The organism is Arthrobacter sp. AOP36-F1-5, from assembly GCF_058137995.1.
Map to the genome: position 1 here is coordinate 638,120 of NZ_CM176892.1, position 26,074 is coordinate 664,193.

18 protein-coding genes and 1 rRNA gene are annotated in these 26,074 nt (G+C 66.9%); 15 read left to right on the forward strand and 4 right to left on the reverse strand.

Annotated features, from left to right (window positions below; translation table 11 throughout):
• Positions 1-65 precede the first annotated feature (65 nt).
• Both AC3ZI9_RS02945 and AC3ZI9_RS02950 read left to right on the forward strand, forming a co-directional pair.
• Complete coding sequence (locus AC3ZI9_RS02945) at positions 66-1,211, forward strand: trans-sulfuration enzyme family protein (protein ID WP_444554153.1); 1,146 nt, start codon at positions 66-68, stop codon at positions 1,209-1,211.
• Between the two features lie 36 nt (positions 1,212-1,247).
• The gene (locus AC3ZI9_RS02950) at positions 1,248-1,559 is read left to right on the forward strand and encodes a DUF2516 family protein (RefSeq protein ID WP_444554152.1); all 312 of its coding nucleotides are present in this window, start codon (positions 1,248-1,250) and stop codon (positions 1,557-1,559) included.
• Here the strand turns inward: AC3ZI9_RS02950 and AC3ZI9_RS02955 are convergent.
• A complete protein-coding gene (locus AC3ZI9_RS02955; RefSeq protein ID WP_444554151.1) occupies positions 1,556-2,305 on the reverse strand; it encodes a class I SAM-dependent methyltransferase in 750 nt (249 codons plus the stop codon). The genes AC3ZI9_RS02950 and AC3ZI9_RS02955 overlap by 4 nt on opposite strands.
• A gap of 195 nt (positions 2,306-2,500) precedes the next feature.
• Between AC3ZI9_RS02955 and AC3ZI9_RS02960 the strand changes: the two genes are divergently transcribed.
• Positions 2,501-3,247 carry a phosphoglyceromutase gene (locus AC3ZI9_RS02960; protein ID WP_444554150.1) on the forward strand — a complete coding sequence of 249 codons (747 nt, stop codon included), beginning with the start codon at positions 2,501-2,503 and terminating at the stop codon, positions 3,245-3,247.
• Positions 3,248-3,332: 85 nt separating this feature from the next.
• Here the strand turns inward: AC3ZI9_RS02960 and phoU are convergent, their stop codons facing one another.
• Positions 3,333-3,992, reverse strand: a complete 660-nt coding sequence (gene phoU / locus AC3ZI9_RS02965; protein WP_444554149.1) for a phosphate signaling complex protein PhoU — start codon at positions 3,990-3,992, stop codon at positions 3,333-3,335.
• Positions 3,993-4,170: 178 nt separating this feature from the next.
• Between phoU and AC3ZI9_RS02970 the strand changes: the two genes are divergently transcribed.
• Positions 4,171-5,406 carry a sensor histidine kinase gene (locus tag AC3ZI9_RS02970; protein ID WP_444554148.1) on the forward strand — a complete coding sequence of 412 codons (1,236 nt, stop codon included), beginning with the start codon at positions 4,171-4,173 and terminating at the stop codon, positions 5,404-5,406.
• Positions 5,403-6,083 (forward strand): response regulator, encoded by a 681-nt coding sequence (locus tag AC3ZI9_RS02975; RefSeq protein ID WP_444554147.1) that lies wholly within the window; start codon positions 5,403-5,405, stop codon positions 6,081-6,083. Before AC3ZI9_RS02970 ends, AC3ZI9_RS02975 begins: the two co-directional genes overlap by 4 nt.
• A 100-nt stretch (positions 6,084-6,183) precedes the next feature.
• Here AC3ZI9_RS02975 and AC3ZI9_RS02980 read toward each other — a convergent pair whose 3' ends face one another.
• Entirely contained in the window at positions 6,184-6,717 is a 534-nt protein-coding gene (locus AC3ZI9_RS02980) for a hypothetical protein (protein WP_444554146.1), read from the reverse strand.
• Positions 6,718-7,024: 307 nt separating this feature from the next.
• Here AC3ZI9_RS02980 and AC3ZI9_RS02985 point away from each other — a divergent pair, with 307 nt between their 5' ends.
• The 6 genes from AC3ZI9_RS02985 (at position 7,025) to glgX (ending at position 13,591) form a co-directional block, all read left to right on the forward strand.
• Complete coding sequence (locus tag AC3ZI9_RS02985) at positions 7,025-7,507, forward strand: CarD family transcriptional regulator (RefSeq protein ID WP_086995109.1); 483 nt, start codon at positions 7,025-7,027, stop codon at positions 7,505-7,507.
• Positions 7,508-7,605: 98 nt separating this feature from the next.
• Complete coding sequence (gene ispD, locus AC3ZI9_RS02990; RefSeq protein WP_489923823.1) at positions 7,606-8,388, forward strand: 2-C-methyl-D-erythritol 4-phosphate cytidylyltransferase; 783 nt, start codon at positions 7,606-7,608, stop codon at positions 8,386-8,388.
• Complete coding sequence (gene ispF / locus AC3ZI9_RS02995) at positions 8,385-8,882, forward strand: 2-C-methyl-D-erythritol 2,4-cyclodiphosphate synthase (RefSeq protein ID WP_444554144.1); 498 nt, start codon at positions 8,385-8,387, stop codon at positions 8,880-8,882. The genes ispD and ispF overlap by 4 nt, the downstream gene beginning before the upstream one ends.
• Before the next feature lie 9 nt (positions 8,883-8,891).
• Positions 8,892-10,355, forward strand: a complete 1,464-nt coding sequence (gene cysS, locus AC3ZI9_RS03000; protein WP_444554143.1) for a cysteine--tRNA ligase — start codon at positions 8,892-8,894, stop codon at positions 10,353-10,355.
• Between the two features lie 100 nt (positions 10,356-10,455).
• Positions 10,456-11,445: a 23S rRNA (guanosine(2251)-2'-O)-methyltransferase RlmB gene (gene rlmB / locus AC3ZI9_RS03005; protein ID WP_489923824.1), complete on the forward strand. Its 990-nt coding sequence runs from the start codon at positions 10,456-10,458 to the stop codon at positions 11,443-11,445.
• A 13-nt stretch (positions 11,446-11,458) separates the two neighbouring features.
• Positions 11,459-13,591, forward strand: coding sequence for a glycogen debranching protein GlgX (gene glgX, locus AC3ZI9_RS03010; RefSeq protein ID WP_444554141.1), 2,133 nt, complete (start codon positions 11,459-11,461; stop codon positions 13,589-13,591).
• On the opposite strand, the gene glgP is transcribed toward glgX, so the two are convergent.
• Positions 13,581-16,133: an alpha-glucan family phosphorylase gene (gene glgP / locus AC3ZI9_RS03015; RefSeq protein WP_444554140.1), complete on the reverse strand. Its 2,553-nt coding sequence runs from the start codon at positions 16,131-16,133 to the stop codon at positions 13,581-13,583. The two genes, glgX and glgP, sit on opposite strands and share 11 nt — an antisense overlap.
• A 192-nt stretch (positions 16,134-16,325) precedes the next feature.
• Here glgP and AC3ZI9_RS03020 point away from each other — a divergent pair, with 192 nt between their 5' ends.
• The 4 genes from AC3ZI9_RS03020 (at position 16,326) to AC3ZI9_RS03035 (ending at position 25,801) form a co-directional block, all read left to right on the forward strand.
• Positions 16,326-18,335 carry an alpha-1,4-glucan--maltose-1-phosphate maltosyltransferase gene (locus AC3ZI9_RS03020; protein WP_489924018.1) on the forward strand — a complete coding sequence of 670 codons (2,010 nt, stop codon included), beginning with the start codon at positions 16,326-16,328 and terminating at the stop codon, positions 18,333-18,335.
• A complete protein-coding gene (gene treS / locus AC3ZI9_RS03025) occupies positions 18,335-20,119 on the forward strand; it encodes a maltose alpha-D-glucosyltransferase (RefSeq protein WP_444554138.1) in 1,785 nt (594 codons plus the stop codon). Before AC3ZI9_RS03020 ends, treS begins: the two co-directional genes overlap by 1 nt.
• Entirely contained in the window at positions 20,116-23,820 is a 3,705-nt protein-coding gene (gene glgB / locus AC3ZI9_RS03030) for a 1,4-alpha-glucan branching protein GlgB (RefSeq protein WP_489923825.1), read from the forward strand. Before treS ends, glgB begins: the two co-directional genes overlap by 4 nt.
• A gap of 454 nt (positions 23,821-24,274) precedes the next feature.
• Positions 24,275-25,801, forward strand: a 16S ribosomal RNA gene (locus AC3ZI9_RS03035).
• Positions 25,802-26,074: the final 273 nt, after the last annotated feature.

The following is a 26,074-nucleotide window of genomic DNA, read 5'->3' on the forward strand; positions in this document are numbered from 1 at the left end:
GCCCGGGCCGGTAATACGCGGTCGCGACTTCGAAGGGGCCCGATCCGGCGGTCTACGATGCTGACATGCCCACTTCACACCCGCAGGATCTTGCCCCGGATACCGTCGTCGTCGCCGCAGGACGGCCCCCGCGCGAACCCGATGCGCCGGTGAATCCACCGATCGTGCTCTCCTCCACCTTCGTGGGCACCGGGACCCCGGGCCAGGGGGAGCGGACGTACGCGCGGTTCTCCAACCCCACCTGGGACCCGCTGGAAGAGGCCCTGGCCCAACTGGAATCCTGCCCGCTGCCCGGGCTGGTCTACGCCTCCGGCATGGCCGCCGTCGCCTCGGCCATGTCGCTGCTGCCCCGCAACGGCACCATCGTCATCCCCCGGCACAGCTACAACGGGTCGCTGTCATTGGTGGCCGATCTGCAGGCCCGCATCGGACTGCAGGTCCGGTTGGCCGATGTCGAGGACACCGAAGCCACCCTGGCCCTGCTCGAGGGCGCCGACATGCTCTGGCTCGAAAGCCCGACCAACCCGATGCTCGAGGTCGCCGACGTCGCCGCACTGGCTGCCGGGGCCCGCGCCGCCTCGGTGCTCTGCGTCGTGGACAACACCTTCTCCACGCCGTTGTTGCAGCGTCCGCTGGAGCTCGGCGCCGACGTCGTGGTGCATTCGGCGACCAAGTACATGGGCGGGCATTCCGACGTCGTCCTCGGGGCCGTCATCACCGGCAATGCCGAGCTGCGCAGCACGCTCCATGCCTACCGTTCGCTGCACGGGGCGGTCCCGGGACCCTTCGAAACCTGGCTGACCCTGCGCGGCTTGCGGACCATGGCTCTGCGGGTCGAACGCGCCCAGGCCAACGCCGGGGAGCTGGCCCGCCGCCTCGACGCCCATCCGGCGGTGGAGGCCGTGCGCTACCCCGGGTTGGAAGCGGACCCCGGGCACACCCGGGCCGCGGCCCAGATGGAGGGATTCGGCTCGATCCTGTGCCTCACCGTCGCCGGGGGAGAAGCGGCCGCCGAGGCGGTCCTGGCCGCCCTGCGGTTGTGGACCCCGGCCACGAGCCTGGGCGGGGTCGAGTCCCTGGCCGAACGCCGGCGGCGCCACCCGGGGGAGCCGGATACCGTGCCGGCGAACCTGATCCGGCTCAGCGCGGGCATCGAGAACGTCGAGGACTTGTGGAACGATCTGAGCGCCGCGCTGGAGAGCACGCGCTAAAGACGGATCGGCTGCGGTTCCCCTAGACTGGCAGACGTGGAAACCGCATTGTTGTTCGAGATCTATCTCTTCAAGGCCCTGAGCCTGGTGGCCCTGGTCCTGGGGCTGTGGGCCTTCATCGATGCCCTGCGCCACCCGGCGCAGAACTACGAACGCGAAAACAAGCGCACCAAGGGCTTCTGGATGGGCATGACCGGCGTGGCCGCCGTGGTCTGCGTCTTCAGCTTCCTCGGCCCCGGTGGCGCCGGTTTCCTGCAATTGATCGCCGCCTGTATCAGCTGCGTCTACCTCGCCGACGTGCGGCCTGCCGTGGGCGGCAGGGGCGCCCCGGGATACTACAACTACTAGAGCCCCGGCTCCTGGAGCGCCAACGACCCCGTCCGCGGGGCCACACACGCCCAGTCCACGGTCAATTCGCCCAATCGCCACCGTGAGGGGCCATCACGGACCGGCCAGCCCGCCGCCCGCAGGGCCCGGCACATGGCCATCCAGCGTTGCCGCTGCCCGAACGTGGACCAAGGCGCCGTAGCCAGCCAGGCGGCATCGGCCGCGGCCAGGAAATCGTGGACCCGCTCGCCGGGATGGTTGCGGTGGATCAGCGCCTTCGGCAGGCGTTCGGCCACCTCGCTGGGGCGTTGGACGGCACCGAAACGAATCGAGATGCTCAAGGTCAGCGGACCCTCGGGGGAGATGCCCACCCAGGTGCTCACCCGACCGATCTCGTCGCAGGTCCCCTCGATGAGCAGCCCCGCAGGATCCAGCCGGGCGGCCAGCGAAGACCAGATGGCCGCCACATCGTCCTCGGTGTATTGACGCAGGACATTGAAGGCCCGGATGAGCAGGGGGTTGCGGTCCGTGGGGATCTCGAAACCACCGACGGCGAAGGAAAGCCCCTCGACCTCCAACAGCTTCGCCGCCAGCACCCGGCCGGGATCGATTTCCAGTCCGACGACGCAGACCAGGGGGTTCACCGCACGCAGACGTTGAAAATATTCGACGGCGGTGCGCGGGGAGGCCCCGTAGCCCAGATCCACGCAGATCGGGGGTGCGCCGGTGACATCGGGGCGGAGCCGGAAGTTCTGCGTGCCGGTCATCCAGCGGTCCACCCGACGCATCCTGTTCGGATTCGTCGTCCCGCGGGTGGGGTTGCCCACAGGGCGTCCGGCCTGATGCCGGCCGCCGAGTCTTCGAGACTTTTGCACCACGAAAAAAATATAGACCCGCCCCGGGCCCCGTCATGACCAGAAGCCGGTGAAAGTAACCGACTTCACGCCCGATAGGATGAAGTCATGACGCACACCCTGATCCTGCTCCGCCACGGGCAGAGCGAATGGAACGAAAAGAACCTCTTCACCGGCTGGTACGACGTGCCGCTGACCGAGAAGGGACGCGCGGAGGCCATCCGCGGCGGTGAGTTGCTCACCGAGGCCGGCCTCGTCCCCGACGTGCTGCACACCTCGCTGCTCAAACGCGCGACCATCACGGCCAACCTCGCCCTGGAAGCCGCGGATCTCTCATGGATCCCGGTCCGGCGTGACTGGCGGCTGAACGAGCGCCACTACGGGGCCCTGCAGGGCAAGGACAAGGCCCAGACCCTGGCCGAGTTCGGAGAGGAGCAGTTCATGGAATGGCGTCGCTCCTATGACACCCCGCCGCCGCCGCTGGACGACGACTCCGAGTTCTCCCAGATCGGGGACCGCCGCTACGCGGACCTGGGCGATGACGCGCCGCGCACCGAATGCCTCAAGGACGTGCTCGAGCGGATGCTGCCCTACTGGAACAGTGCCATCCGCCCCGATCTGGAGGCCGGCAAAACGGTCCTGGTCACCGCGCACGGCAACTCGTTGCGGGCCATGGTCAAGCATCTCGACGGCATTTCGGACGAGGACATCGCCTCGCTGAACATCCCCACGGGCATCCCGCTGGTCTACGAACTGGACGAGGACTTCACCCCCGTCACCCCCGGCGGACGCTACCTCGACGCGGACGCGGCGGCCGACGCCATCCAGGCCGTTGCCAACCAGGGACGCAAATAGCCCGTTCCCGGGAGGAATCCAGACCACACAGCCGGGGCCGGCCCGCGTATCGACGCGGACCGGCCCCGGCTGTGTCAGAGGTGGATCAGAGTGCCGCGCTCCCGGGCTCCCATTCCCCGGTGACCAGGTAGTTGACCTTGCGGGCCACGGAGACCCCGTGGTCGCCGTAGCGTTCCAGATAGCGGCTGGTCAGGGTCACATCGGCGGTGCGGGGCCCCGACTCGTTCCACTCGGGGCCGGCGACGGTCTTGAAGACGCTGGCGTGCAGGTCGTCGATCCGGGCGTTGAGCGCCACGATCTCCCGGGCGATCTCCAGATCCCGTGTTTCGAGCAGGGTGATCAGCTTCCGGGCGATCTGCACATCGAGTCCGGCCATCTCCGCGAAGACGGGGGTCACCGAGGCCGGGGCCACGGGGACCGGGAAACGGAGCCGGGTGAGCTGGGCGACGTGGCGGGCCAGATCGCCCATACGCTCGAGCGAGGCGCTCATGCGCAGCGAACCGACGATCATGCGCAGATCCGAGGCCACCGGTCCCTGCAGGGCCAGGACGTCGATGGCCCGCTCATCGAGCTGGGTCTGCATGAAGTCCACCCGGGCGTCCGCGGCGATGACCTCCTGGGCGATCTCGGTATCGGCCTCGGCATACGCCGTGTAGGCGCGTTCCATGGCATCGGCCACGAGTCCGGCCATCTGGGTCAGTTCCTCACCGATCGTCAGGAGTTCCGCCTGGAAGACCTTGCGCATGGGGTGTCCTTTCATCATGGTGTTCCCCCACGGTCAGGCAGGGGACGGGCACTGTAGTCATCAACACTGCCACCCCAACGTTAACCTCCGGGCCCTCGCGCATGAACATTCGGTGAATGGGCGCCGGGGCCCGTCCCGAGGGGCAGGAGCCGGACAGCGGCCCGGTTAGGGTGGGATCGTGGATGATGCACTGATCATAGTGATCGCCGGGCTCGTGGGGCTGGCGCTGGGCGTCGTGGGTCTGTTGGCCTACCGTTACAGCCGCCTGCAGCGCGAGGCGGTGACCGACGTCGGAGAGCCGACACTGCCCGACGGCGCCGCGGAGATCCTCTCCGTCGTCGGACGGGCCTTCGTCGTGGTCGATGACATCGACGGGGTCGTCCGGGCCAATCCGGCCGCCTATGCCTACGGGCTGGTCCGCGGGCACACCGTGGTCCATGCGGAACTGCTGGCCCTGGCCCGCAGGGTGCGTTCGGACGGGGTCATCGAGGAACGCCAGTTCGAACTGCCCCTGGGCCCGCTGGGCCAGGGGACGATCGTGGTGCATGTGCGCGTGGCTCCGCTGGGCGAGGAATACATCCTGTTGCTGGCCGACGACCGGACCGAGATCACCCGCACCGAGGCCATCCGCAATGACTTCGTCGCCAACGTCTCCCACGAGTTGAAGACGCCGGTGGGGGCCATCCAGCTGCTCTCCGAGGCCATCGACGGGGCCGCGGATGACGAAGTGGCGGTCAAACGCTTTTCCACCCGGCTGTATAAGGAAGCCCATCGGCTCGCGGCCCTGGTGCAGGACATCATCGAACTGTCCCGCCTGCAGGGCACCGACGTCGTCCTGCAGGGCCAACCGGTGGATGTGAACCGGATCGTGGCCGAAGCCGTGGACCGCAACCGGCTCACCGCCGAGGGCAAGGCCATCACGATCACCGTCGGCGGGGAGACCCGGGACCGGATCTTCGGGGAGCGTGATCTGCTGATGACCGCCTTCCGCAACCTCATCGACAACGCCATCCGCTATTCGCCCGAGGGCACCAACGTCGGGGTGGGCGTGCGCTCCCGCGACGGGCTGGTGCAGGTTTCGGTGACCGACCAGGGCCCCGGCATCGCCCCCGAGGAACAGGAACGCATCTTTGAGCGCTTCTACCGCGTCGATGCCGCCCGCTCGCGCCAGACCGGCGGCACCGGCCTGGGACTGAGCATCGTCAAGCACGTCATTTCCAACCACGGCGGCGAAGTCACGCTGTGGTCCCGCCCGGGGCAGGGCTCCACCTTCACGGTGCGCATGCCCCGGCACGAAGACGCCCACGGGGCGGCACGCGACCAGGGGCCGACCCCGGGCGTGGAGACCGCCACCGACCATCCGACCGGCGACGCCGAGGCGCGCCGGGCGATTGCAGAAGGAGACCGAACTTGACCCGCATCCTGGTGGTCGAAGACGAGGAGTCGCTCAGCGACCCGCTGGAATACCTGCTGACCAAGGAGGGATTCGAGATCCAGGTCGTCGACAACGGCCTCGATGCCGTCACCGAATTCGACCGCAACGGGGCCGATCTGGTCCTGCTGGACCTCATGCTCCCGGGCCAATCCGGCACCGAGGTCTGCCGGCAGCTGCGCCAGCGCTCATCGGTCCCGGTGATCATGCTGACGGCCAAGGACGCGGAAATCGACAAGGTCGTGGGTCTGGAGATCGGCGCCGACGACTACGTGACCAAACCCTATTCGGCGCGGGAGCTGATTGCGCGGATCCGGGCCGTGCTGCGCCGGCAGGGCGAACCGGAGGAACTGGTGGCCTCCACCATCCAGGCCGGGCCGGTGCGGATGGATGTGGAACGGCATACCGTCAGCGTGCACGGCGAGGCGGTGTCGTTCCCGTTGAAGGAGTTCGAGCTCTTGGAGATGCTGCTGCGCAATGCCGGGCGCGTGCTCACCCGGGGCCAGCTGATCGACCGGGTCTGGGGCTCGGACTACGTCGGGGACACCAAGACGCTCGATGTGCACGTCAAACGGCTGCGCTCAAAGATCGAACCCGACTCCGCGGCCCCGGTGCATCTGGTGACGGTGCGCGGGCTGGGCTATAAGTTCGAGTCCTGAGCAGCTGCCGGGGCGCCCCGGCAGCAGGACCAGAGAGCAATGGCCGGGGCCCGTGGAAGAACTTCCACGGGCCCCGGCCATCTCCAGCCGTGGTGGAGGATTACTCGCTGTCGAGAATCGGCTTGGTGGGCTCCAGATGCTTGACCGTGTCCTTGTTGTAGCCCTCCGGAAGGAACGGGCGGTACTCGGGCAGGGCACCGTTGACCACGGGGATCGATTCCTGGACGCTGTTGGAGCCGACCTTCAGGGTGGCGTCCACATGGGATCCGGGTTCGGCGCCGGCCTGGGGGATGACGGTCTTGTTCTCGTCGTCCTCGAGCTTGAGCGAAGTCTTCGCCGGAACCTTGATCTTGGTGGAGGTACCGTCGACCACCAGCTCAACCGAAGCGGGCTCGGAGGTGTCGTTGATCAGGCTGCCGATGGCGCGGGCCGGCTCATCGGCGGTGTTGGTGACCAGCAGCAGGTTGCGCACCTCGACATCGGCGACGTCGAAGACGATGCCATCCGAGGCCGCGTAGTGCATCGTGGTGGCTTGCTGGTTCACTGCGCCACAACCGGTCAGGCCGACCGCCAGCAGGGCGGCGGCAGCAACGGATGCGGTTCGGCGGCCGCGGAACTTCTGTGCGGTGATCACGGCACAAACTCCTCTATAAGGTTCATCTCTGGTGTTGTCGCACCCCTGCGGACGAGTGATCCCGCGTCAGGGCGTGAATAAGCGTTGGCCCCAGCCTAATCGGTATCGCAGCAAAAGTATGACTCGGCCGCACCCCGGATGAAGCAACCCTGTTTTAAAGCGGACCGCGGCCGACCGCGCGCACATAACATCAATCCCCGAAATGACAAGGGCTGATTATGGTCCCCTTTCCCGAGGAAGACCGGCAACTCGCCGAGGGCAGGGGTATTTCATGGTAAACTTGATGGTGGGAAAGGGGTTTATCCAGATGGTTTTTGAGGTTGGCGAGACGGTTGTTTACCCTCACCACGGTGCGGCGAAGATCGAAGAGATCAAAATGCGCACCATCAAGGGCGAAGAGAAGATGTATCTCAAGCTCAAGGTGGCGCAAGGCGATCTGACAATCGAGGTTCCGGCAGAGAATGTAGACCTGGTCGGCGTGAGGGACGTCGTTGATCAGGAAGGCCTGGATCACGTATTTGATGTCCTACGTGCCGAATTCACGGAGGAACCGACGAACTGGTCCCGCCGTTATAAGGCCAACTTGGAGAAGTTGGCCTCCGGGGACGTCGTCAAGGTGGCGGAGGTCGTACGCGACCTGTGGCGCCGGGACAACGACCGCGGACTTTCGGCCGGCGAAAAGCGCATGCTCGCGAAGGCGCGCCAGATCCTGATCAGCGAATTGGCCCTGGCCAAGAAGCTCGATGAGGAGAAGGCGGAAATCGTCCTCGACGAGGTGCTGGCCTCCTAAGGGAAGGCCGTCCAGCACGGCCGTCCACGTACGTCGAAAGGCCCGTCCACCCACCCGGGTGGACGGGCCTTTCTGCTGCCCGCCGCTAAGCTGGACCCGTGACTGCAACCACCTCCACCGGGCCCCGTGTCGGCATCATCCTCGTGGCCGCCGGCTCCGGCACCCGGCTGGGCCACGGGATCCCCAAGGCCCTGGTCGAAGTGGCCGGGACGACCTTGCTCGAACACGCCCTCCGGGCCGCCCTGACCTCCCGGACCGCCCACGAAATGGTCGTGGTGCTCCCGCCGGGGGAGGAGCGGCTGCTCGAGCTCTGCGCGGAGGCCGCCCGGAAGGCGGCTATTCCGCTGTCCACGGCGACGGGCGGCTCCTCACGCAACGACTCCGTCCGGGCCGGCCTGGCGGAACTGGGCGACGTCGACCACGTGCTGGTCCACGACGCCGCCCGCTGCCTGACCCCTGCCGACGTCTTCGTCCGGGTCGCCGCGGCCCTCGCCGCGGGGGCCACCGCCGTCGTCCCCGGTGTCGCCGTATCCGACACCATCAAATCGATCGACCCGAAGGCCCCGGCAACCGCCGGGATCCCCGGGGCCCACCGGGTCACCGGAACCCCCGACCGCTCGGGGCTGCGCGCCATCCAGACCCCCCAGGGCTTCGACGCCAGGGCCCTGGACGCCGCCCATGCCGGGGCCGCGGCGCTGGGCGCGGCCGAAGCCGAAGCGATCACCGATGATGCCCGGTTGATGGAAGCCACTGGATCGGAGGTGCTCGTGGTCCCCGGGGCCGCCGACGCCTTCAAGATCACCACCGGGCTGGACCTCCTACTGGCCGAGGCCCTGCTGGCCAGCCGCACCCCGTCGACCCCCTCCCAGGAGCAGCCATGACCCCCCGCCCCCTCATCCCGCGCACCGGCATCGGTGTGGATGTGCACGCCTTCGACGAGACCGGGACGCGCGAACTCCGGCTGGCCGGGCTCCACTGGCCCGGCGAACGCGGGCTCAGCGGCCACTCGGACGGCGACGCCGTGGCCCACGCCGCCTGCGATGCCCTGTTCTCCGCCGCAGGGATCGGGGACCTGGGCACCCATTTCGGGACCGACCGGCCGGAATTCGCCGGCGCCTCAGGCCCCCGGCTGCTGGCCGAAGCGGCCCGGCTGGTGCGTCAGGCGGGCTGGGAGATCGGCAACGTCTCCATCCAGTTCGTCTCCCGGCGACCCAAATTCGCCGCACGCCGCGAAGAGGCCAACGCGGTGCTCTCCGCGGCGGCAGGGGCCAGCATCACCGTCACCGCCACCACCTCGGACGGGCTCGGCTACGAGGGGGCCGGTGAGGGGCTGACCGTCTACGCCACGGCATTGGTCCACCCGCCCGTCAGCTAATCTGGTGCGGTGAGCATCCGTTTTTATGACACCAGGCAAGCACAGGTCCGCGACTTCGTCCCGCTGACACCGGGACGGGTGGGCCTCTACTACTGCGGTGCCACGGTCCAGGGCGTCCCGCATGTCGGGCACGTCCGGTCGGCCATCGCCTTCGACATCCTCGTGCGCTGGCTCGAATACCGCGGCCTGCGGGTCGATGTGGTCCGCAACGTCACCGACATCGACGACAAGATCCTCGACAAGTCAGCCGCCTCCTTCGCCGGGGACTTCGAGGGAGACGACCACTACCTCCCCGAGGAGGAATGGTTCGCCCTGGCCTACCGGTTCGAGCAGGCCTTCACCCGGGCCTACGACGGACTCGGTGTCCGCAGGCCCACCTACGAACCGCGGGCCACCGGCCATGTGACCGAAATGCATGAACTCATCACCCGCCTCATCGACGCCGGGCACGCCTACCCCGCGGACGACGATTCCGGCGACGTCTACTTCGACGTGAGGTCCTTCCCCGACTACGGGGCCCTGACCCGGCAACGGCTCGAGGACCTGCAGGACGCCGCCGATGCCGACCCGCGCGGTAAACGCGACCCCCGCGACTTCGCGTTGTGGAAAGGCAGCAAATCCACCGACCCGGCCAGCGCCTCCTGGCCCGGCCCGTGGGGTCGCGGACGCCCCGGCTGGCACCTGGAATGCTCGGCCATGGCCCGCAAATACCTGGGGGCCTCCTTCGACATCCATGGCGGCGGCCTGGACCTGCGCTTCCCGCACCACGAAAACGAACTGGCCCAGTCCACGGCGGCCGGCGACGGTTTCGCGAACTTCTGGATGCACAACGGGATGGTCACCTACGAGGGGGAGAAGATGTCGAAATCGATCGGCAACACCATCTCCCCCGAGGAGATGCTCGAGCAGGCTCCGGCCCGCGTGGTCCGCTACTTCCTGGGCCAGGCCCACTACCGTTCACAGCTGGACTACAAGCCCAGCTCGCTGCAGGAAGCCGGTGCGGCCCTGGAACGCATCGACAGCTTCGTCTCCCACGCGCTGCACCGTCTCTACGCGGTCGACGCCGGGGCCGACTTCGACCTGGAGCTGGAGCATTTCGCGGTCACCGACGATTTCGCCGCGGCCATGGACGAGGACCTCAACGTCCCGCAGGCCCTCGCCGCACTGCACGAGGTGGTCCGGGCGGGGAACACGGCGTTGGCCGATAATGATCTGTCCACCGCCGACCGGGCGCTGCAACAGGTCATGGCCATGACCTCCACGCTCGGGCTCGACGACGCCGTCGGCGCCGGCGACGGGGCCGTCCCCGGCAATGCCGTCCTGGACGATCTGGTGCGGGCCCAACTGGCCGAACGCGACCAGGCCCGCGCCTCCAAGGACTGGGCGAGGGCGGACACCATCCGCGATACGTTGTCCGCCGCCGGCGTCGTGGTCGAGGACTCCGCGGACGGGGCCCGGTGGACGCTGAAATAGGGTTCGTCAAAAACCTGCCGTTCCACCTGTAAAATGGAAGGTTGGCGGGTATTGCGACCGCGCGGACCCCGACCCCCACCAACATCGAGGATTTCATCCCATGGCAACACCCAAGCGTCACGGCGGCGCACCGAAGAAGAAGAAGGGCCCCACCGTGGGCACCGGCGGCCACGGCCGCAAGTCGCTCGAAGGCAAGGGCCCCACGCCCAAGGCCGAGGACCGGACCTACCATCAGGCCTACCGCAGCCGCCAGCTCGCCGAGCGGGCGGCGGCCAAGCCCGGCGCCACCCGCCAACGCCCCGCCGGCCGCGGCGGTGGCCGCAGCAGGAACGCCGAGGAAATGGTCAGCGGACGCAACTCGGTGCTCGAGGCGCTGCGCGCCGACATCCCGGCCAAGGCGCTCTACCTGGCCATCCGCATCGATGTGGACGACCGGGTGCGGGAGATCCTGAAGCTGGCCGCCGACCGGGGACTGGCCGTCATGGAAACCGGCAAACCCGAGCTGGACCGGATGACCGACGAATCCATCCACCAGGGCCTGGCCCTGCAGGTGCCTCCCTACGACTACCCGGACGCACTGGAAACGGTGAAGGCGACACTGGCGAAGGTGGCCAAGGGCCATCTGGCCAACACCCCGCTGTTCATCGCCCTGGACGGGATCACCGATCCGCGCAACCTCGGGGCCATCATCCGGTCGGCCTCGGCCTTCGGCGCCCACGCGGTCATCGTCCCGGAACGCCGTTCCGCCGGACTGACCGCCTCGGCATGGAAGACCAGCGCCGGGGCAGCGGCCCGGGTCCCCGTGGCCCGCGCCACCAACCTGACGAACACGCTCAAGGCCATGAAGCAGGCCGGGGTGTATGTCGTCGGACTCGACGGGGACGGGGACGTGGACCTGACCGGCCTGCCGTTGGCCACCGAACCGCTGTGCATCGTCGTCGGATCCGAGGGCAAGGGCCTGTCGCGTCTGGTGAAGGAGAACTGCGACCAGATCGTTTCGATCCCCATCGAATCCGCGATGGAATCGCTGAACGCCTCCATGGCGGTGGGTATCACGCTCTACGAGATCGCGCGCCTGCGCAACGACTGAGCTGGACGAGCAGATGAAGCACAATCCCGAGGCCGGAAGCACACGCCTGGACCCCCCGACGGGTGGATCCACGGCCGTGATCTCCGGGATCTCCGCGGCGGTTCCGGGCCCGGGGGGCGAAACGGTGGACGACGCCGTGAACGTCGCCGTCTTCGCCCCGGACCTGGATTCCGTGGACGTCCATTACACGGACCCCTCGGGGCAACCGGTCCTCACCGTGCTGACCGGGCATACCGGACAGACGCATCATGGTCTGGTCAAGGGCCTGCGCCCCGGCGCCAGCTATGCCTTCTGGGCCCACGGGGCCGAGCTGCCGCAGGACGGGCAGCTCCTGCTGGATCCCTACGCCCGCGCCATCACCGAGGACGACGACGGGGTCCTGTGGGGGGTCCACGTCAGCGAAGACTTCGACTGGGGCGGGGACGCCCCGCCGATGGTTCCCTGGCGCAACACCGTCATCTACGAAGCCCATGTGCGCGGGCAGTCCATGCTGCACCCCGAGGTGCCGGAGGAACTGCGCGGCACCTATGCCGGGATGGCCCACCCTTCCGTCATCGACCACCTGTTGTCCCTGGGCGTCACGGCGGTGGAACTGCTGCCGATCCACTTCCACCTGGACGAACCCCACCTCCAGGAGCTCGGGCTGCCCAACTACTGGGGATACAACACCCTGGGCTTCTTCGCCCCGCACCCCGACTATGCCAGCGCCGCCGCCCGTGAGGCAGGACCGGCCGCGGTCCGTGACGAGCTCAAGGGCATGATCCGGCTGCTGCACCAGGCGGGGCTGGAAGTCATCCTGGACGTCGTCTACAACCACACCGCCGAAGGCGGGGCCGACCAGAAGACGTATTCGTGGCGGGGGCTGGGGAACCTGGCCTACTACCGGCACGACGACGCAGGCAACTATGTGGACACCACCGGGTGCGGGAACACCCTGGACTTCTCCACTCTGCCGGTGATCGAGATGGCCCTGGCCTCGCTGCGGCACTGGGTGGCCGACTACCATATCGACGGTTTCCGCTTCGATCTGGCGGTCACCCTGGGCCGTGACGAGGAGAACCGTTTCACCCCGCACCACCCGTTCCTGGAGGCCCTGTCCACCGATCCGTTACTTTCGCGCGTGAAGCTGATCGCCGAACCGTGGGATGTGGGCTACGACGGCTGGCAGACCGGCCGCTTCAACGCGGACTTCGCCGACTGGAACGACGGATACCGCGACACGGTCAGGGAATTCTGGGTCGCCGGCCGCGGGGCCCTCGACGGCGGAGGACAGGCGCCGAACGTCGCCCGGCTGGCCAGCGTGCTGGCGGGCTCCCGGGAGACCTTTGCCGCCTCGGGGAGGGGCCCGCTGGCGTCGATCAACCTGGTCACCGCCCACGACGGTTTCACACTGCGGGACCTGGTCAGCCACGACCGCAAACATAATGAGGCCAACGGCGAATCCAACCGGGACGGGTCCGACGATAACCGCAGCTACAACCACGGCATCGAGGGCATGAGCGCCGACGAAACCATCGACGAGGCCCGCCTGCAGACGGCCTCGAATGTCATGGGTACGCTGCTGCTCTCGCTGGGGGTCCCGATGATCACCGCGGGTGACGAGTTCGGCAAGACGCAGCGGGGCAACAACAACGCCTACTGCCAGGACAACGAACTGTCCTGGTTGGACTGGGACCCGGATGACTTCGGCGAGAAGATCCTGCGCCGCACCAAGGCCTTCTCCCGGATCCGCAAGGAATTCCTGCAGCATCAGCCGTTCGTCTATCCGACCATCGCCGAGAGCTCCTACCTGCTGTGGCTCAACGCCGAGGGCGTGCCCATGCGCCAGGAGGAGTGGACCGACGGCGGCACCCGGCTGGTGCAACTGCTGATGGGTTCCGCCTCGGGCAGCATCGACGGGCTGGTCGTGTTCAACGGGCATCTGGACGATCAGGGGATCCGCCTTCCCGCCGCGGACTCCCTGAAGGATTTCCGCCCCTCCGAAGCCGCCGAAACGACCTTCGAACTGCGCTACGGCACCGGGACGGGCCTGCGGTCACGCCAGGGCACCGTCTTCACCGCCGGGGACCAGGACACCGTGGAAGCCAATACGATCAGCATCTATCGCTGTGAGGCGCCCCGGAGCCGGGGGACCACTACCCCGTAGTGGCCACCAGCCCCAGTTCGGCGGACGAGGCCAGCAACGGGTGTCCCGGAACCACCCGGACCGCGTACCCGAATTCACCGGCGCGCTCCAGGGACCAGCTGCCCCGGAAGCGGAACCGGCCGTGGCCCAGATCCCCGGCCACCTCCAAGGGGTGCCTCGTGGACTCGGTCAGCTGGCCGTCGGCGTCGATTCGACCCTGGACGGCCTCGACCTGCACCGCCGCGGGAGAGAGCCCGCCGAGCCGCAGGTAGGCCTCGAGCCGGAAGACATCCCCCAGGGAGGGGTCGGGTCCCAGCCCCGGAGCCTCGACGTGTTCGATGACAACCTCCGGCCAGGCGGCGGTGACCTCCCGGATGAAGGAAGCCACCGAACGGGCCCCGGCGAAGTCCTCGGCCCCGGCAACGCGCCCCGAACGGGCCGCCGGCAGGTACAGGGTCTCCACATAGTCCCGGACCATGCGTTCGGCCGAGACCTGCGGTCCCAGGCTCGCCAGGGTATGGCGGATCATCGCCAACCACTTCCGCGGCACCGGCCCGTGACCGGGGGCCGAACCATCGTCGACGGACTGCCCGGGCTGGTGGGCGTAGAAACGCGGGGCCACGGTGGCCTCGATCAGCTCGTACAGTGCGGTGGCCTCGAAATCGTCGCGGTCCTCGGCCGCGGAGCCCTCGGGCGCCGTGGGAATGGCCCAGCCGTTGTCGCCGTCGTACATCTCGTCCCACCAGCCGTCCAGGACCGAGAGGTTCAGCCCGCCGTTCAGCGCGGCCTTCATCCCCGAGGTGCCGCACGCTTCGAGCGGGCGCAACGGGTTGTTCAACCAGACATCGCAGCCGGGGAAGAGCGTCCCGGCCATGGCCATGTCGTAGTTGGGCAAAAAGACGATCCGGTGGCGGACCTCGGGATCGTCGGTGAACTGCACGAGTTCCTGGATCATCTGCTTTCCGGCCTCGTCGGCCGGATGCGATTTGCCGGCGATGACCAGTTGGATGGGCCGGGTCGGATGCAGCAGGGCAGCCTTCAGGCGGGCCGGATCGCGCAACATGAGGGTCAGGCGCTTATAGGTCGGCACCCGGCGGGCGAAGCCCAGGGTCAGCACGTCGGGATCCAGCACCGCATCGGTCCATCCCAGCTCTGCGGCACCGGCACCACGGTCGAGCCAGGAGGCCTTCAGCCGGGCCCGGACCTCCTCGATGAGTTGGACGCGCAGTTCCCGGCGCACCGCCCACAGCTCCTCGTCGGTGAACTGCCGGGCTGCGGTGAGCCGGGTGATCCGCGGATCGACCCAGGTGGATTCGTGGACGCCGTTGGTGATCGACCCGATCGGTGTCTCTTCCGCCTCGAATCCGGGGTACAGACCCGAGAACATGTCGCGGGAGACCTGCCCATGCAACTTCGAGACCCCATTGGCCCGTTGGGCCAACCGCAAACCCATGGCGGCCATGTTGAAGACGTCCTGCCCACCGCCCAACGCCGTATCTGAGCCGAGGGCCAGCACCGAAGCCGTCGGCACCCCGGGGGCCAGGCCCGCGTCCAGGAAACGGGCGACCCGGTCGGCCTCGAACCGGTCGATCCCCGCCGGGACCGGGGTATGGGTGGTGAACAGGGTGCTGGCCCGCACCGCGGCCAAGGCCGTCTCGAAATCGAGGCCGTCACCCATCAGTTCGCGGAGGCGTTCGATGCCCAGGAATCCCGCATGGCCTTCATTGGTGTGGAAGACTTCGGGGGCGGCCGTCCCGGTCAGACGCGCATGGGCGCGCAGGGCCTTGACCCCGCCCATGCCCAGGAGCAGTTCCTGCTGCAACCGGTAGTCCCCGCCTCCGCCGTACAGCCGGTCGGTGATGGCCCGGGCCGCCTCGTCGTTGGCCGGGACGTTCGAATCCAACAGGAGCAACGGCACGCGGCCGACATCGGCCCGCCAGATCCGGGCGTGCAACTGCCGGCCGTCGGGCAAGGGCAGGGTCACCGTCACCTCGGAGCCGTCGGCCTCACGCACGACGGACAGGGGCAGCCCCGCCGGTTCCAGGACCGGGTAGGTTTCCTGCTGCCAGGCTTCGCGGGAGAGTGATTGCCTGAAATAGCCGGCCTGGTAGAGCAGCCCGACGGCCACCAGCGGAACCCCCAGATCGCTGGCCGCCTTGAGATGGTCGCCGGCCAGGATCCCCAGGCCGCCCGAATACTGCGGCAACATGGCACTGATCCCGTACTCGGGGGAGAAATAGGCGATGGCCGCCGGCGGTGGGGATTCCAGGGCCTGATACCAGCGCGGGGCCCGAAGATACTCTTCGAGTTCCCCGGCCTGCTCCCGGATCCGGGCCACCAGCGGGGCATCGTCGGCCAGGCGAGCCAGTCCGGCCCGATCGAAACGCCTCAACAGGGCCCGCGGATTCTGCCCCACGGCCTCCCAGCCGAGCGGGTCGAGATCACGGAACAGCTCGGCGGTGGGTCGGTGCCACGACCACCGAAGATTCGCAGCAAGGCGTTCCAGCCCGGAAATCTTCTCCGGCAGGACGGTATGGACGGTAAAACCTCGAATGGCCTTCACGTGCTGAACGCTAGCCTAGAAAGTCGCCAATGTGGACGGCCGGCCGTCATATTGCGCCGCGGCAGCCACCACAGGACGGCGGGCGGCACAGAGTCCTTGGCTTTACCGCCCGGACTGACTAGCGTCTATGACGTGAGCACCAGGCGCAGGTCCAGATTCGGCCGCATACCCGTTACCGACGTCTTCCCGGTCATGGAGGGCGGACGGTTCCCTGCGAAGGCCATCACCGGCCAGGATGTCCTGATCCGGTCGACGGCCTTCCGCGAAGGCCATGACGCCCTCGCCGTGGAGGCGGTCCTCTACGACCCTCAGGACCGCGAAGCCCACCGCGTGAGGATGCGTCCCGGGGCCCCCGGGCTCGATGAATGGCTCGGCAGCCTGCGCCCCACCACCGAGGGCGACTGGACTTTCGAGGTCGAAGCCTGGGACGACCCGCTGGGCACCTGGTGGCACGACGCCGGAATCAAGGTCGCCGCGGGCCTCGACACCGAACTGATGTTCGCCGAAGGGGTGTTGCTGTTGCGCGAGGCCGCCGCCGCATCCCCGAACGCCCGGATACTGGAAACCGCCGCGGCCACCGCGGCCGATACCTCGTTGCCCGACGCCACCCGGATGGCCGCCGCCTCCAGCGGGGAGGTCCGCGCCGAACTGTTCCAGCGTCCGCTGCGGCGCATGGTCACCGGCAGCGGCCGGTTCCCGTTGCTGGTCGAACGCGTCCTGGCCGGCCGGGGCGCCTGGTACGAATTCTTCCCCCGCTCCGAGGGGGCCCGCTTCGACCCTGCAACGGGGACCTACACCTCGGGGACCTTCGCCACGGCCGCGGACCGGCTGGAAGCGGTGGCCGGGATGGGCTTCGACGTCATCTACCTGCCGCCGATCCACCCGATCGGCAGGACCTTCAGGAAGGGCCCGAACAACACGTTGACCGCAGGGGACCACGACCCCGGTTCACCCTGGGCCATCGGTTCCGCCGCCGGCGGCCACGACGCCATCCACCCGGATCTGGGCACGGAAGCCGATTTCGCCGCGTTCGTGGAACGCGCCGAGGCACTGGGGCTGGAAGTGGCCCTGGATCTGGCCCTGCAGGCCTCTCCCGATCATCCCTGGGTGGCCGAGCACCCCGAATGGTTCACCACCCGGGCCGACGGGAGCATCGCCTACGCCGAGAACCCGCCGAAGAAATACCAGGACATCTACCCGCTGAACTTCGACAACGACCCGCAGGGTCTCAGCGCCGAGGTGCTGCGCATCGTCACCGTGTGGATCGAACGCGGGGTGCGGATCTTCCGGGTGGACAACCCTCATACCAAACCCGTCGGGTTCTGGGAGTGGCTCATCGCCGAGGTCAACGAGGACCACCCAGGCACCGTGTTCCTGGCCGAGGCGTTCACCCGGCCGGCCATGATGCATGCGTTGGGGCGGGCCGGGTTCCAGCAGTCCTACACGTATTTCACCTGGCGGAACACGAAGGAGGAGCTGGAGGAGTACCTCCCGCAGGTCTCCACCGGGACCTCGGCGTTCTTCCGTCCGAACTTCTTCGTGAACACCCCCGACATCCTCACCGAGTACCTGCAGTTCGGGGGGCCTGCGGCCTTCAGGATCCGGGCCGCCCTCGCCGCGACGGCGTCCCCGCTCTGGGGGGTCTACGCGGGATACGAAGTCTATGAACACGTCGCCCGGCCCGGAGCCGAGGAGTACATCGACAATGAGAAGTTCCAATACAAGATCCGCGACTTCGACAGCGCCGAGGTCGAGGGCCGTTCCCTGGCCCCTTACCTGCGTCGGCTCAACGCCATCCGCGCCGACCACCCGGCCTTGGGCGAATTGCAGAACCTCGTGATCCACCCCACCAGCGACGACGCCACCATCGCCTATTCCAAATCCCGACGGACCCACCCCGTGGGCCTGCCCGCCCCGGGGACCTCCGCGGCAGCGCCGGTCGAGCCCCCACAGGAAGAGGGCCAGGAGATCGACACCCTCATCATCGTGGTCAATACGGACCCCCATGGCGCCCGCGAATGCACCGTGAGCCTGGACCTGGAGGCGCTGGACCTGCGAGAGCAGGACCTGGACGAGGACGGTAGGTTCACCGTGGACGACCTGCTCACCGGGGGAAGCTGGAAGTGGTCGGCCCATAACTACGTCCGGCTGGATCCGCACCAGGAACCGGCCCATATCCTGCACATCCGCCGGGGCACCTGATGGCCAACCCGTACCAGCTCAACGTTCCGGGTCTGACCCATGATCCGCAATGGCATCGCAAGTCGGTGTTCTACGAGGTGCTGGTCCGGGCCTTCTCCGACGCCAACGGCGACGGGAGCGGGGATTTCGCCGGGTTGATCGACAAGCTCGACTACCTGCAATGGTTGGGGGTGGATTGCCTCTGGGTTCCCCCGTTCTACGAATCCCCGCTGCGTGACGGCGGCTACGACATCTCCGACTACTACGACGTGCTTGACGAATTCGGCACCATCGGCGATTTCCGCCGCCTGGTCGCCGAAGCGCACGAGCGCGGGCTGCGCATCATCATCGACCTGCCGATGAACCACACCTCCGATGAACACCCGTGGTTCCAGGCCTCCCGCCGGGACCCGGAAGGCGAATACGGGGATTTCTACGTCTGGTCCGATACCGACGAGAAGTACTCCGAGGCCCGCATCATCTTCGTGGACACCGAGGAATCGAACTGGGCCTTCGACCCGGTGCGCCGCCAGTTCTACTGGCACCGCTTCTTCGACCACCAGCCGGACCTGAACTTCGAGAACCCCCGGGTGCACGAGGCCATGTTCGACGTCGTGAGGTTCTGGCTTGATCTGGGGGTGGACGGATTCCGTGCCGACGCGATCCCCTACCTGTTCGAGGAGGAGGGGACCAACTGCGAGAACCTGCCGGCGACGCACGACTTCCTGCGCCGGCTCAGACAGCTCGTGGATTCCGAATACCCCGGGCGCATCATCATCGCCGAGGCGAACCAGGCACCGCAGGAAGTGGTCGAATACTTCGGCACCACCGAGGAACCGGAATGCCATATGTGCTTCCACTTCCCGATCATGCCGCGGCTGTTCTATGCCCTCCGCGACCAGGTCGCCGCCCCGATCATCGAGGCCCTGGGCCAGACCCCCGACATCCCGTCCGGCACCCAATGGGGGACCTTCCTGCGCAACCACGACGAGTTGACGCTCGAAATGGTGACCCCCACCGAACGCGAAGCCATGCTCGGCTGGTATGCCCCGGACCCGCGGATGCGCGCCAACGTGGGCATCCGCCGCCGACTGACCCCGTTGCTGGATAATTCGCGGTCCGAACTCGAACTGATCCATGCCCTGCTCTTTGGTCTGCCCGGCAGCCCGTTCCTGTACTACGGGGACGAAATCGGGATGGGGGACAACATCTGGCTCGATGACCGCGACGCCTCGCGCACCCCCATGCAATGGAACCCCGACCGCAATGCCGGGTTCTCCGTCGCCGACCCCGGCCAGCTCTATCTTCCGGTGGTCCAATCCCTGGTCTACGGGTACACGAGCATCAACGTCGAACAGCAACTCGAGCACAGCGGGTCCTTCCTGCACTGGGTGCGGCAGATCCTGGGGGTGCGCCGCGAACATCCGGTCTTCGGCCTGGGGGACTACCGCAACGTCCCGGCCTCCAGCCCCAGCGTGCTGGCCTTCCTGCGCTTCCCCGAGGACCTGGGGGGCCACAAATCCACCCCCGAGGAGACCGATCAGGAGATGGAGACGCTGCTCTGCGTCTACAACCTGTCCCAACACCCGGTGGCCACCGAACTGGAACTGCCCGACTATGCGGGGCGCGGTCTGCGGGACATCTTCGGCGGCTCCCCCTTCCCTCCGGTGTCCCCCGAAGGGCGGTTGTCACTGGCCTTGGGCTCGCAGGGGTTCTACTGGTTGCGGTTGCGCTCGGTGCGCTCGGACGTCAATGCCACCTCGACCTCGACGCTTCCGGTCATCGACCCGGGGCGGCGGCGATGAGGTCCGACGCCGAGATCACCGGTGCGCTGGCCGGTTGGGTGGGGGAGCAACGGTGGTGTCCGGCACCCCGGGGGACGTTCACGCTGTCGGTGGTCGGGGTGCAGCCGGTCCCGCAGCCGGATCCCGACGCCCTGATGCTCAGCCTCCTGTTGGCCATCCACCCCAGCAGAATCTCCGATGAGGAGACCGGGCAACCAGGAGATAAATCAACTACTCATAATGTTTCGGTCGTGCAGGTCCCCGTGGTGTTGCGGCGATCTCCCGCCCAGGAACCGCCGCCCGTCCTGGGGGTCCTGGACGATCACGCCGTCCGGTTGCTGGCCCCGGAAACGACCGGCCTGCGGGCCGGGGGCAGCTGGCTGGTCCACGATGGAACCCAGGATCAGGGCTTCGTCAACGCCTGGGCCGCCCTGATGCTCCAGAGCCCGCCCGGCCAGGGGCCGGAGCTGGCCCCGATGCGGGTCCTGGACGGGGAGCAATCCAACACCTCGGTGGTGCTTGAGGGGCCCCGCGGCCCGGTCATCATCAAGTTCTTCCGGGTCCCGTCGCCGGGGACCAACCCCGATGTGGAACTGGGCTCCTTGCTCTCGGAGGCCGGGTCGCAGGACGTGCCCCGGACCGTGGCCACGCTGGACGGGCGGTGGACGGCCGGCGGGGCCGAGGTCGGCGGAACCCTGTCCGTCATGCGTGAATTCTTCGACGCGGCCCGCGACGCCTGGCGGCTGGCCAGCCTCGCGGCCCTCGACGACCGGGATTTCACCACCGAGGCCGCCGAACTCGGGCGGGCCGTGGCCCGTCTGCACCACCAACTGACCGAGGTCGCCCCCACCGCCGTGGCCAGCGCGGCGGAAACCGCGGCGTTCATCGCGGCCCTGCGGGCCCGGCTCGTCTGGGGGTGGGAACGGGCGGCCCCTGCCGACGGGGCCCTGGCCGATGCGTTCGGCGAGGTCCTGGAATCACTGGGCGCCCTGGGCCGGCTGCCGTTGCTGCAGCGGATCCACGGGGACCTCCATCTGGGCCAGATCCTGGCCACCGAAGACCACGGATGGGTGGTCCTGGACTTCGAAGGCGAACCCCTGCGCAGTGCAGGGGAGCGGCGGGCGCCGGATGTGACGCTGCGCGACGTGGTGGGCATGCTGCGGTCCTTCGATTACGCGGCGGGACGGGCCACCCACCCCGAGGTGTCCTCCTCAACCGCTGCCCCGGCTCCCGAGGCGGCCCACCAGGCGGCCCGCCAATGGTCGGCGCGGACCCGCAAGGCGTTCCTGAGGGGGTACCGTGAGGAAACGGGCGAGGCCGTCGACATCCAGTCGCCGCTCTTTCTGGCCCTCTGGCTGGACAAGGCCCTCTATGAAGTCGTGTACGAACGGCAAAACAGGCCGACCTGGGAACAGGTACCGGCCTCGGCGGTCCAGGAGGTCCTCTCAGCCATGCAGCACCCAGCGGATTCACCCCGGCGGGCCGAAACAGGCGCCGCAGCAACCCCCGGTGCCGCGGAGGGCGCCTCGACACCCCGCCCGATCACGGCCGAGGTGTTGGAAGCCGTCGCCGAAGGCCGCTTCCATGCACCCCACGGAGTCCTCGGGGCCCATCTGGGCAACGACGGCTCGATCACCGTGCGCACCCTACGCAAACTGGCGAGCACCGTCACCCTGGTCACCGACAACGACCGCCGGGAGATGACCCATGAGTACGACGGCGTCTGGGTGGCGGTGTTGGCTCCTCCGACGGGACGCGAAGGGACCGTGCCCGACTACCGGCTCGAGGTCGGCTATCCGGGGTCTGCCCCGGTGTTGGTCGACGATGCCTACCACTACCTGCCCACGCTGGGGGAGATCGACCTGCATCTCATCGGGGAGGGGCGCCATGAGCGCCTCTGGCAGGTCCTCGGGGCCCGGGTGCGCAGATACCACACGGTGATGGGCAACTGCGAGGGCACGGGGTTCGCCCTCTGGGCCCCCAACGCCCAGGCGGTCCGGGTGGTCGGGGACTTCAATGACTGGGACGGAACCGGCAACGCCATGCGTTCGCTGGGACGGTCCGGGGTCTGGGAGCTCTACATCCCCGGGGTCGTCGCCGGGGCGATCTACAAATTCGAGATCCTCGGCCAGGACGGCCACTGGAGGCAGAAGGCCGACCCGATGGCCCGGCACACCGAGATCCCTCCGTTGACCGGATCCGTCGTCGTGGAATCCTCCTATGGCTTCCAGGACGCCGAATGGATGGCGTCCCGGGCCCAGACCGACCCGCATGCCGGCCCGATGAGCGTCTATGAAGTGCATCTGGGCTCCTGGCGCCCCGGACTGGACTACCGCGAAATGGCCGAGCAGCTCAGCGAATACGTGACCTGGCAGGGATTCACCCATGTGGAGCTGATGCCCGTGGCCGAACACCCGTTCGGAGGATCCTGGGGCTATCAGGTGACCTCCTACTATGCCCCGACCTCGCGCTTCGGCCACCCCGACGATTTCCGATACTTCGTGGACCGGCTGCACCAGGCGGGTATCGGGGTCATCATGGATTGGGTTCCCGCCCATTTCCCCAAGGATGAATGGGCCCTGGCCCGGATGGATGGGCAGCCTCTCTACGAGCACCCCGATCCGCGCCGCGGGGAGCATCCCGACTGGGGGACCCTGGTCTTCGACTTCGGACGCAACGAGGTCCGCAACTTCCTGGTGGCCAACGCGCTGTACTGGATGGACGAGTTCCATATCGACGGGCTGCGCGTGGATGCCGTGGCATCCATGCTCTATCTGGACTATTCACGCGAAGACGGAGGATGGGAACCCAACATCCATGGCGGGCGGGAGAACCTGGAAGCGATCGCCTTCCTGCAGGAGCTCAACGCCACGGCGTACCGGCTGAATCCCGGCATTGCGATGATCGCCGAGGAATCCACGGCCTTCCCCGGGGTCACCGGCGACACCAGCGGAGGTGGGCTCGGCTTCGGGCTGAAGTGGAACATGGGCTGGATGCACGACTCGCTGGAGTACATGTCGGAGGACCCGATCCATCGCTCCTACCACCACAACAAGATCACCTTCTCCATGGCCTACGCCTATACGGAGAACTTCCTGCTGCCGATCAGCCACGATGAAGTGGTCCATGGGAAGGGCTCGCTGCTGCGCCGCATGCCCGGTGACCGCTGGCGCCAGCTCGCCCAGGTCAGGGCCTACCTGGCCTTCCAATGGGCCCACCCGGGCAAGCAACTGATCTTCATGGGCACCGAATTCGCCCAGGAGGGGGAGTGGAGCGAACAGCACGGGCTCGACTGGTGGGTGGCCGATACCCACCAGCACCGCGGGGTCCAGCTGACCGTGAAGGCGCTGAACGGAATCTACCGGGAACTGCCGGCACTGTGGGAACTGGATCACGACCCGGCGGGCTTCGCCTGGATCAATGACCACGAGGCAGCGGGCAACACCCTGAGCTTCATCCGGCGGGACGAGCAGGGCGAGGCGATGGTCTGCGTCGCGAACTTCTCGGGCGAACCCCACAGCGGCTATCGACTCGGCCTGCCGGCTGCCGGGGCCTGGACCGAGGCGCTCAATACAGATGCCGAGGAGTTTGGTGGTTCCGGGGTCGCCAACCCCGGAACGCTCGAGGCGGATGGCCCCGCCCACGACGGCCAGCCGGTTTCGGCCACCGTGGACCTGCCCCCGTTGGGCGTGATCTACCTGGTCCCCGGCAGCATCAGCTGACCCGGCCCCAAGAACCCCGGAAACACGGGGTTCTTGGGGCGGCCAGTCGGGGAGGAAGCCTCCGATTAGGTGAACCAGCAGGATATGGGTATAGTTATTTCCCGCGCCGGTCGCCAATAAAACTTCTCCACGGAGAGGCCCACGGGACGGTGCAGACTTCCGAAAAGTTGGAGAAACGGTCGATTTGACCGGGATCCAGCCACCGGGTATGTTAGATAAGTTGCTCCAGAGCGAAGCGGTCGGCCGGAAGGCGTGATCGTGGAAGTTGGAAGCGTCTGTTGTTTGAGAACTCAATAGTGTGCCATGTTTGTTGACACCGATTTTTTTATAAATTGGTGAATGGTCTTTATGGGTGCACCCCGTGTATCCGTGGAGGCATATTTGCCGGGATTTATGTAACTTGGTGCAGCCCTTCCCTTGTTTTCCCTTGGGATGTTGGTTGTGTCTGTAATTTTTTACGGAGAGTTTGATCCTGGCTCAGGATGAACGCTGGCGGCGTGCTTAACACATGCAAGTCGAACGATGACCCCGGTGCTTGCACCGGGTGATTAGTGGCGAACGGGTGAGTAACACGTGAGTAACCTGCCCCCGACTCTGGGATAAGCCCGGGAAACTGGGTCTAATACCGGATATTCACTTCCTTCCGCATGGGAGGTGGTGGAAAGATTTATCGGTGGGGGATGGACTCGCGGCCTATCAGTTTGTTGGTGGGGTAATGGCCTACCAAGGCGACGACGGGTAGCCGGCCTGAGAGGGTGACCGGCCACACTGGGACTGAGACACGGCCCAGACTCCTACGGGAGGCAGCAGTGGGGAATATTGCACAATGGGCGAAAGCCTGATGCAGCGACGCCGCGTGAGGGATGACGGCCTTCGGGTTGTAAACCTCTTTCAGTAGGGAAGAAGCGAAAGTGACGGTACCTGCAGAAGAAGCGCCGGCTAACTACGTGCCAGCAGCCGCGGTAATACGTAGGGCGCAAGCGTTATCCGGAATTATTGGGCGTAAAGAGCTCGTAGGCGGTTTGTCGCGTCTGCCGTGAAAGTCCGGGGCTCAACCCCGGATCTGCGGTGGGTACGGGCAGACTAGAGTGATGTAGGGGAGACTGGAATTCCTGGTGTAGCGGTGAAATGCGCAGATATCAGGAAGAACACCGATGGCGAAGGCAGGTCTCTGGGCATTAACTGACGCTGAGGAGCGAAAGCATGGGGAGCGAACAGGATTAGATACCCTGGTAGTCCATGCCGTAAACGTTGGGCACTAGATGTGGGGGACATTCCACGTTTTCCGCGTCGTAGCTAACGCATTAAGTGCCCCGCCTGGGGAGTACGGCCGCAAGGCTAAAACTCAAAGGAATTGACGGGGGCCCGCACAAGCGGCGGAGCATGCGGATTAATTCGATGCAACGCGAAGAACCTTACCAAGGCTTGACATGGGCCGGATCGGGCTGGAAACAGTCCTTCCCCTTTGGGGCCGGTTCACAGGTGGTGCATGGTTGTCGTCAGCTCGTGTCGTGAGATGTTGGGTTAAGTCCCGCAACGAGCGCAACCCTCGTTCCATGTTGCCAGCACGTAGTGGTGGGGACTCATGGGAGACTGCCGGGGTCAACTCGGAGGAAGGTGAGGACGACGTCAAATCATCATGCCCCTTATGTCTTGGGCTTCACGCATGCTACAATGGCCGGTACAATGGGTTGCGATACTGTGAGGTGGAGCTAATCCCAAAAAGCCGGTCTCAGTTCGGATTGGGGTCTGCAACTCGACCCCATGAAGTCGGAGTCGCTAGTAATCGCAGATCAGCAACGCTGCGGTGAATACGTTCCCGGGCCTTGTACACACCGCCCGTCAAGTCACGAAAGTTGGTAACACCCGAAGCCGGTGGCCCAACCCTTTTGGGAGGGAGCCGTCGAAGGTGGGACCGGCGATTGGGACTAAGTCGTAACAAGGTAGCCGTACCGGAAGGTGCGGCTGGATCACCTCCTTTCTAAGGAGCAACTAGCATTGACCATTTAGGGCGCATGTCCTGGTGGTGGTGTTCAGTTCAGCCCGTTTCTGCCACTTGTGTTGGTAGGCGGGCGCTCATGGGTGGAATGTCAACGGATTGTGGCTTGGGATCTTTGGTTCCCTGTTGTTTAGTACGCACTGCTTTGGTGGTGTTGGAACGATGCGGGGGCTGGTGGGTTCTGAGTCCATGGCACACTGTTGGGCCCTGAAACAACAGGCCCGATTTCCTGGTATCGACCGTGTGTTGGTGGTG

Bases quoted from the DNA above. Each gene is read 5' to 3' on its own strand.
- AC3ZI9_RS02945 (WP_444554153.1), top strand. From the start codon at position 66: ATGCCCACTTCACACCCGCAGGATCTTGCCCCGGATACCGTCGTCGTC.
- AC3ZI9_RS02955 (WP_444554151.1), bottom strand. From the start codon at position 2,305: ATGACCGGCACGCAGAACTTCCGGCTCCGCCCCGATGTCACCGGCGCA.
- AC3ZI9_RS02960 (WP_444554150.1), top strand. From the start codon at position 2,501: ATGACGCACACCCTGATCCTGCTCCGCCACGGGCAGAGCGAATGGAAC.
- phoU (WP_444554149.1), bottom strand. From the start codon at position 3,992: ATGCGCAAGGTCTTCCAGGCGGAACTCCTGACGATCGGTGAGGAACTG.
- AC3ZI9_RS02985 (WP_086995109.1), top strand. From the start codon at position 7,025: ATGGTTTTTGAGGTTGGCGAGACGGTTGTTTACCCTCACCACGGTGCG.
- ispF (WP_444554144.1), top strand. From the start codon at position 8,385: ATGACCCCCCGCCCCCTCATCCCGCGCACCGGCATCGGTGTGGATGTG.
- rlmB (WP_489923824.1), top strand. From the start codon at position 10,456: ATGGCAACACCCAAGCGTCACGGCGGCGCACCGAAGAAGAAGAAGGGC.
- glgX (WP_444554141.1), top strand. From the start codon at position 11,459: ATGAAGCACAATCCCGAGGCCGGAAGCACACGCCTGGACCCCCCGACG.
- AC3ZI9_RS03020 (WP_489924018.1), top strand. From the start codon at position 16,326: ATGGAGGGCGGACGGTTCCCTGCGAAGGCCATCACCGGCCAGGATGTC.
- treS (WP_444554138.1), top strand. From the start codon at position 18,335: ATGGCCAACCCGTACCAGCTCAACGTTCCGGGTCTGACCCATGATCCG.
- glgB (WP_489923825.1), top strand. From the start codon at position 20,116: ATGAGGTCCGACGCCGAGATCACCGGTGCGCTGGCCGGTTGGGTGGGG.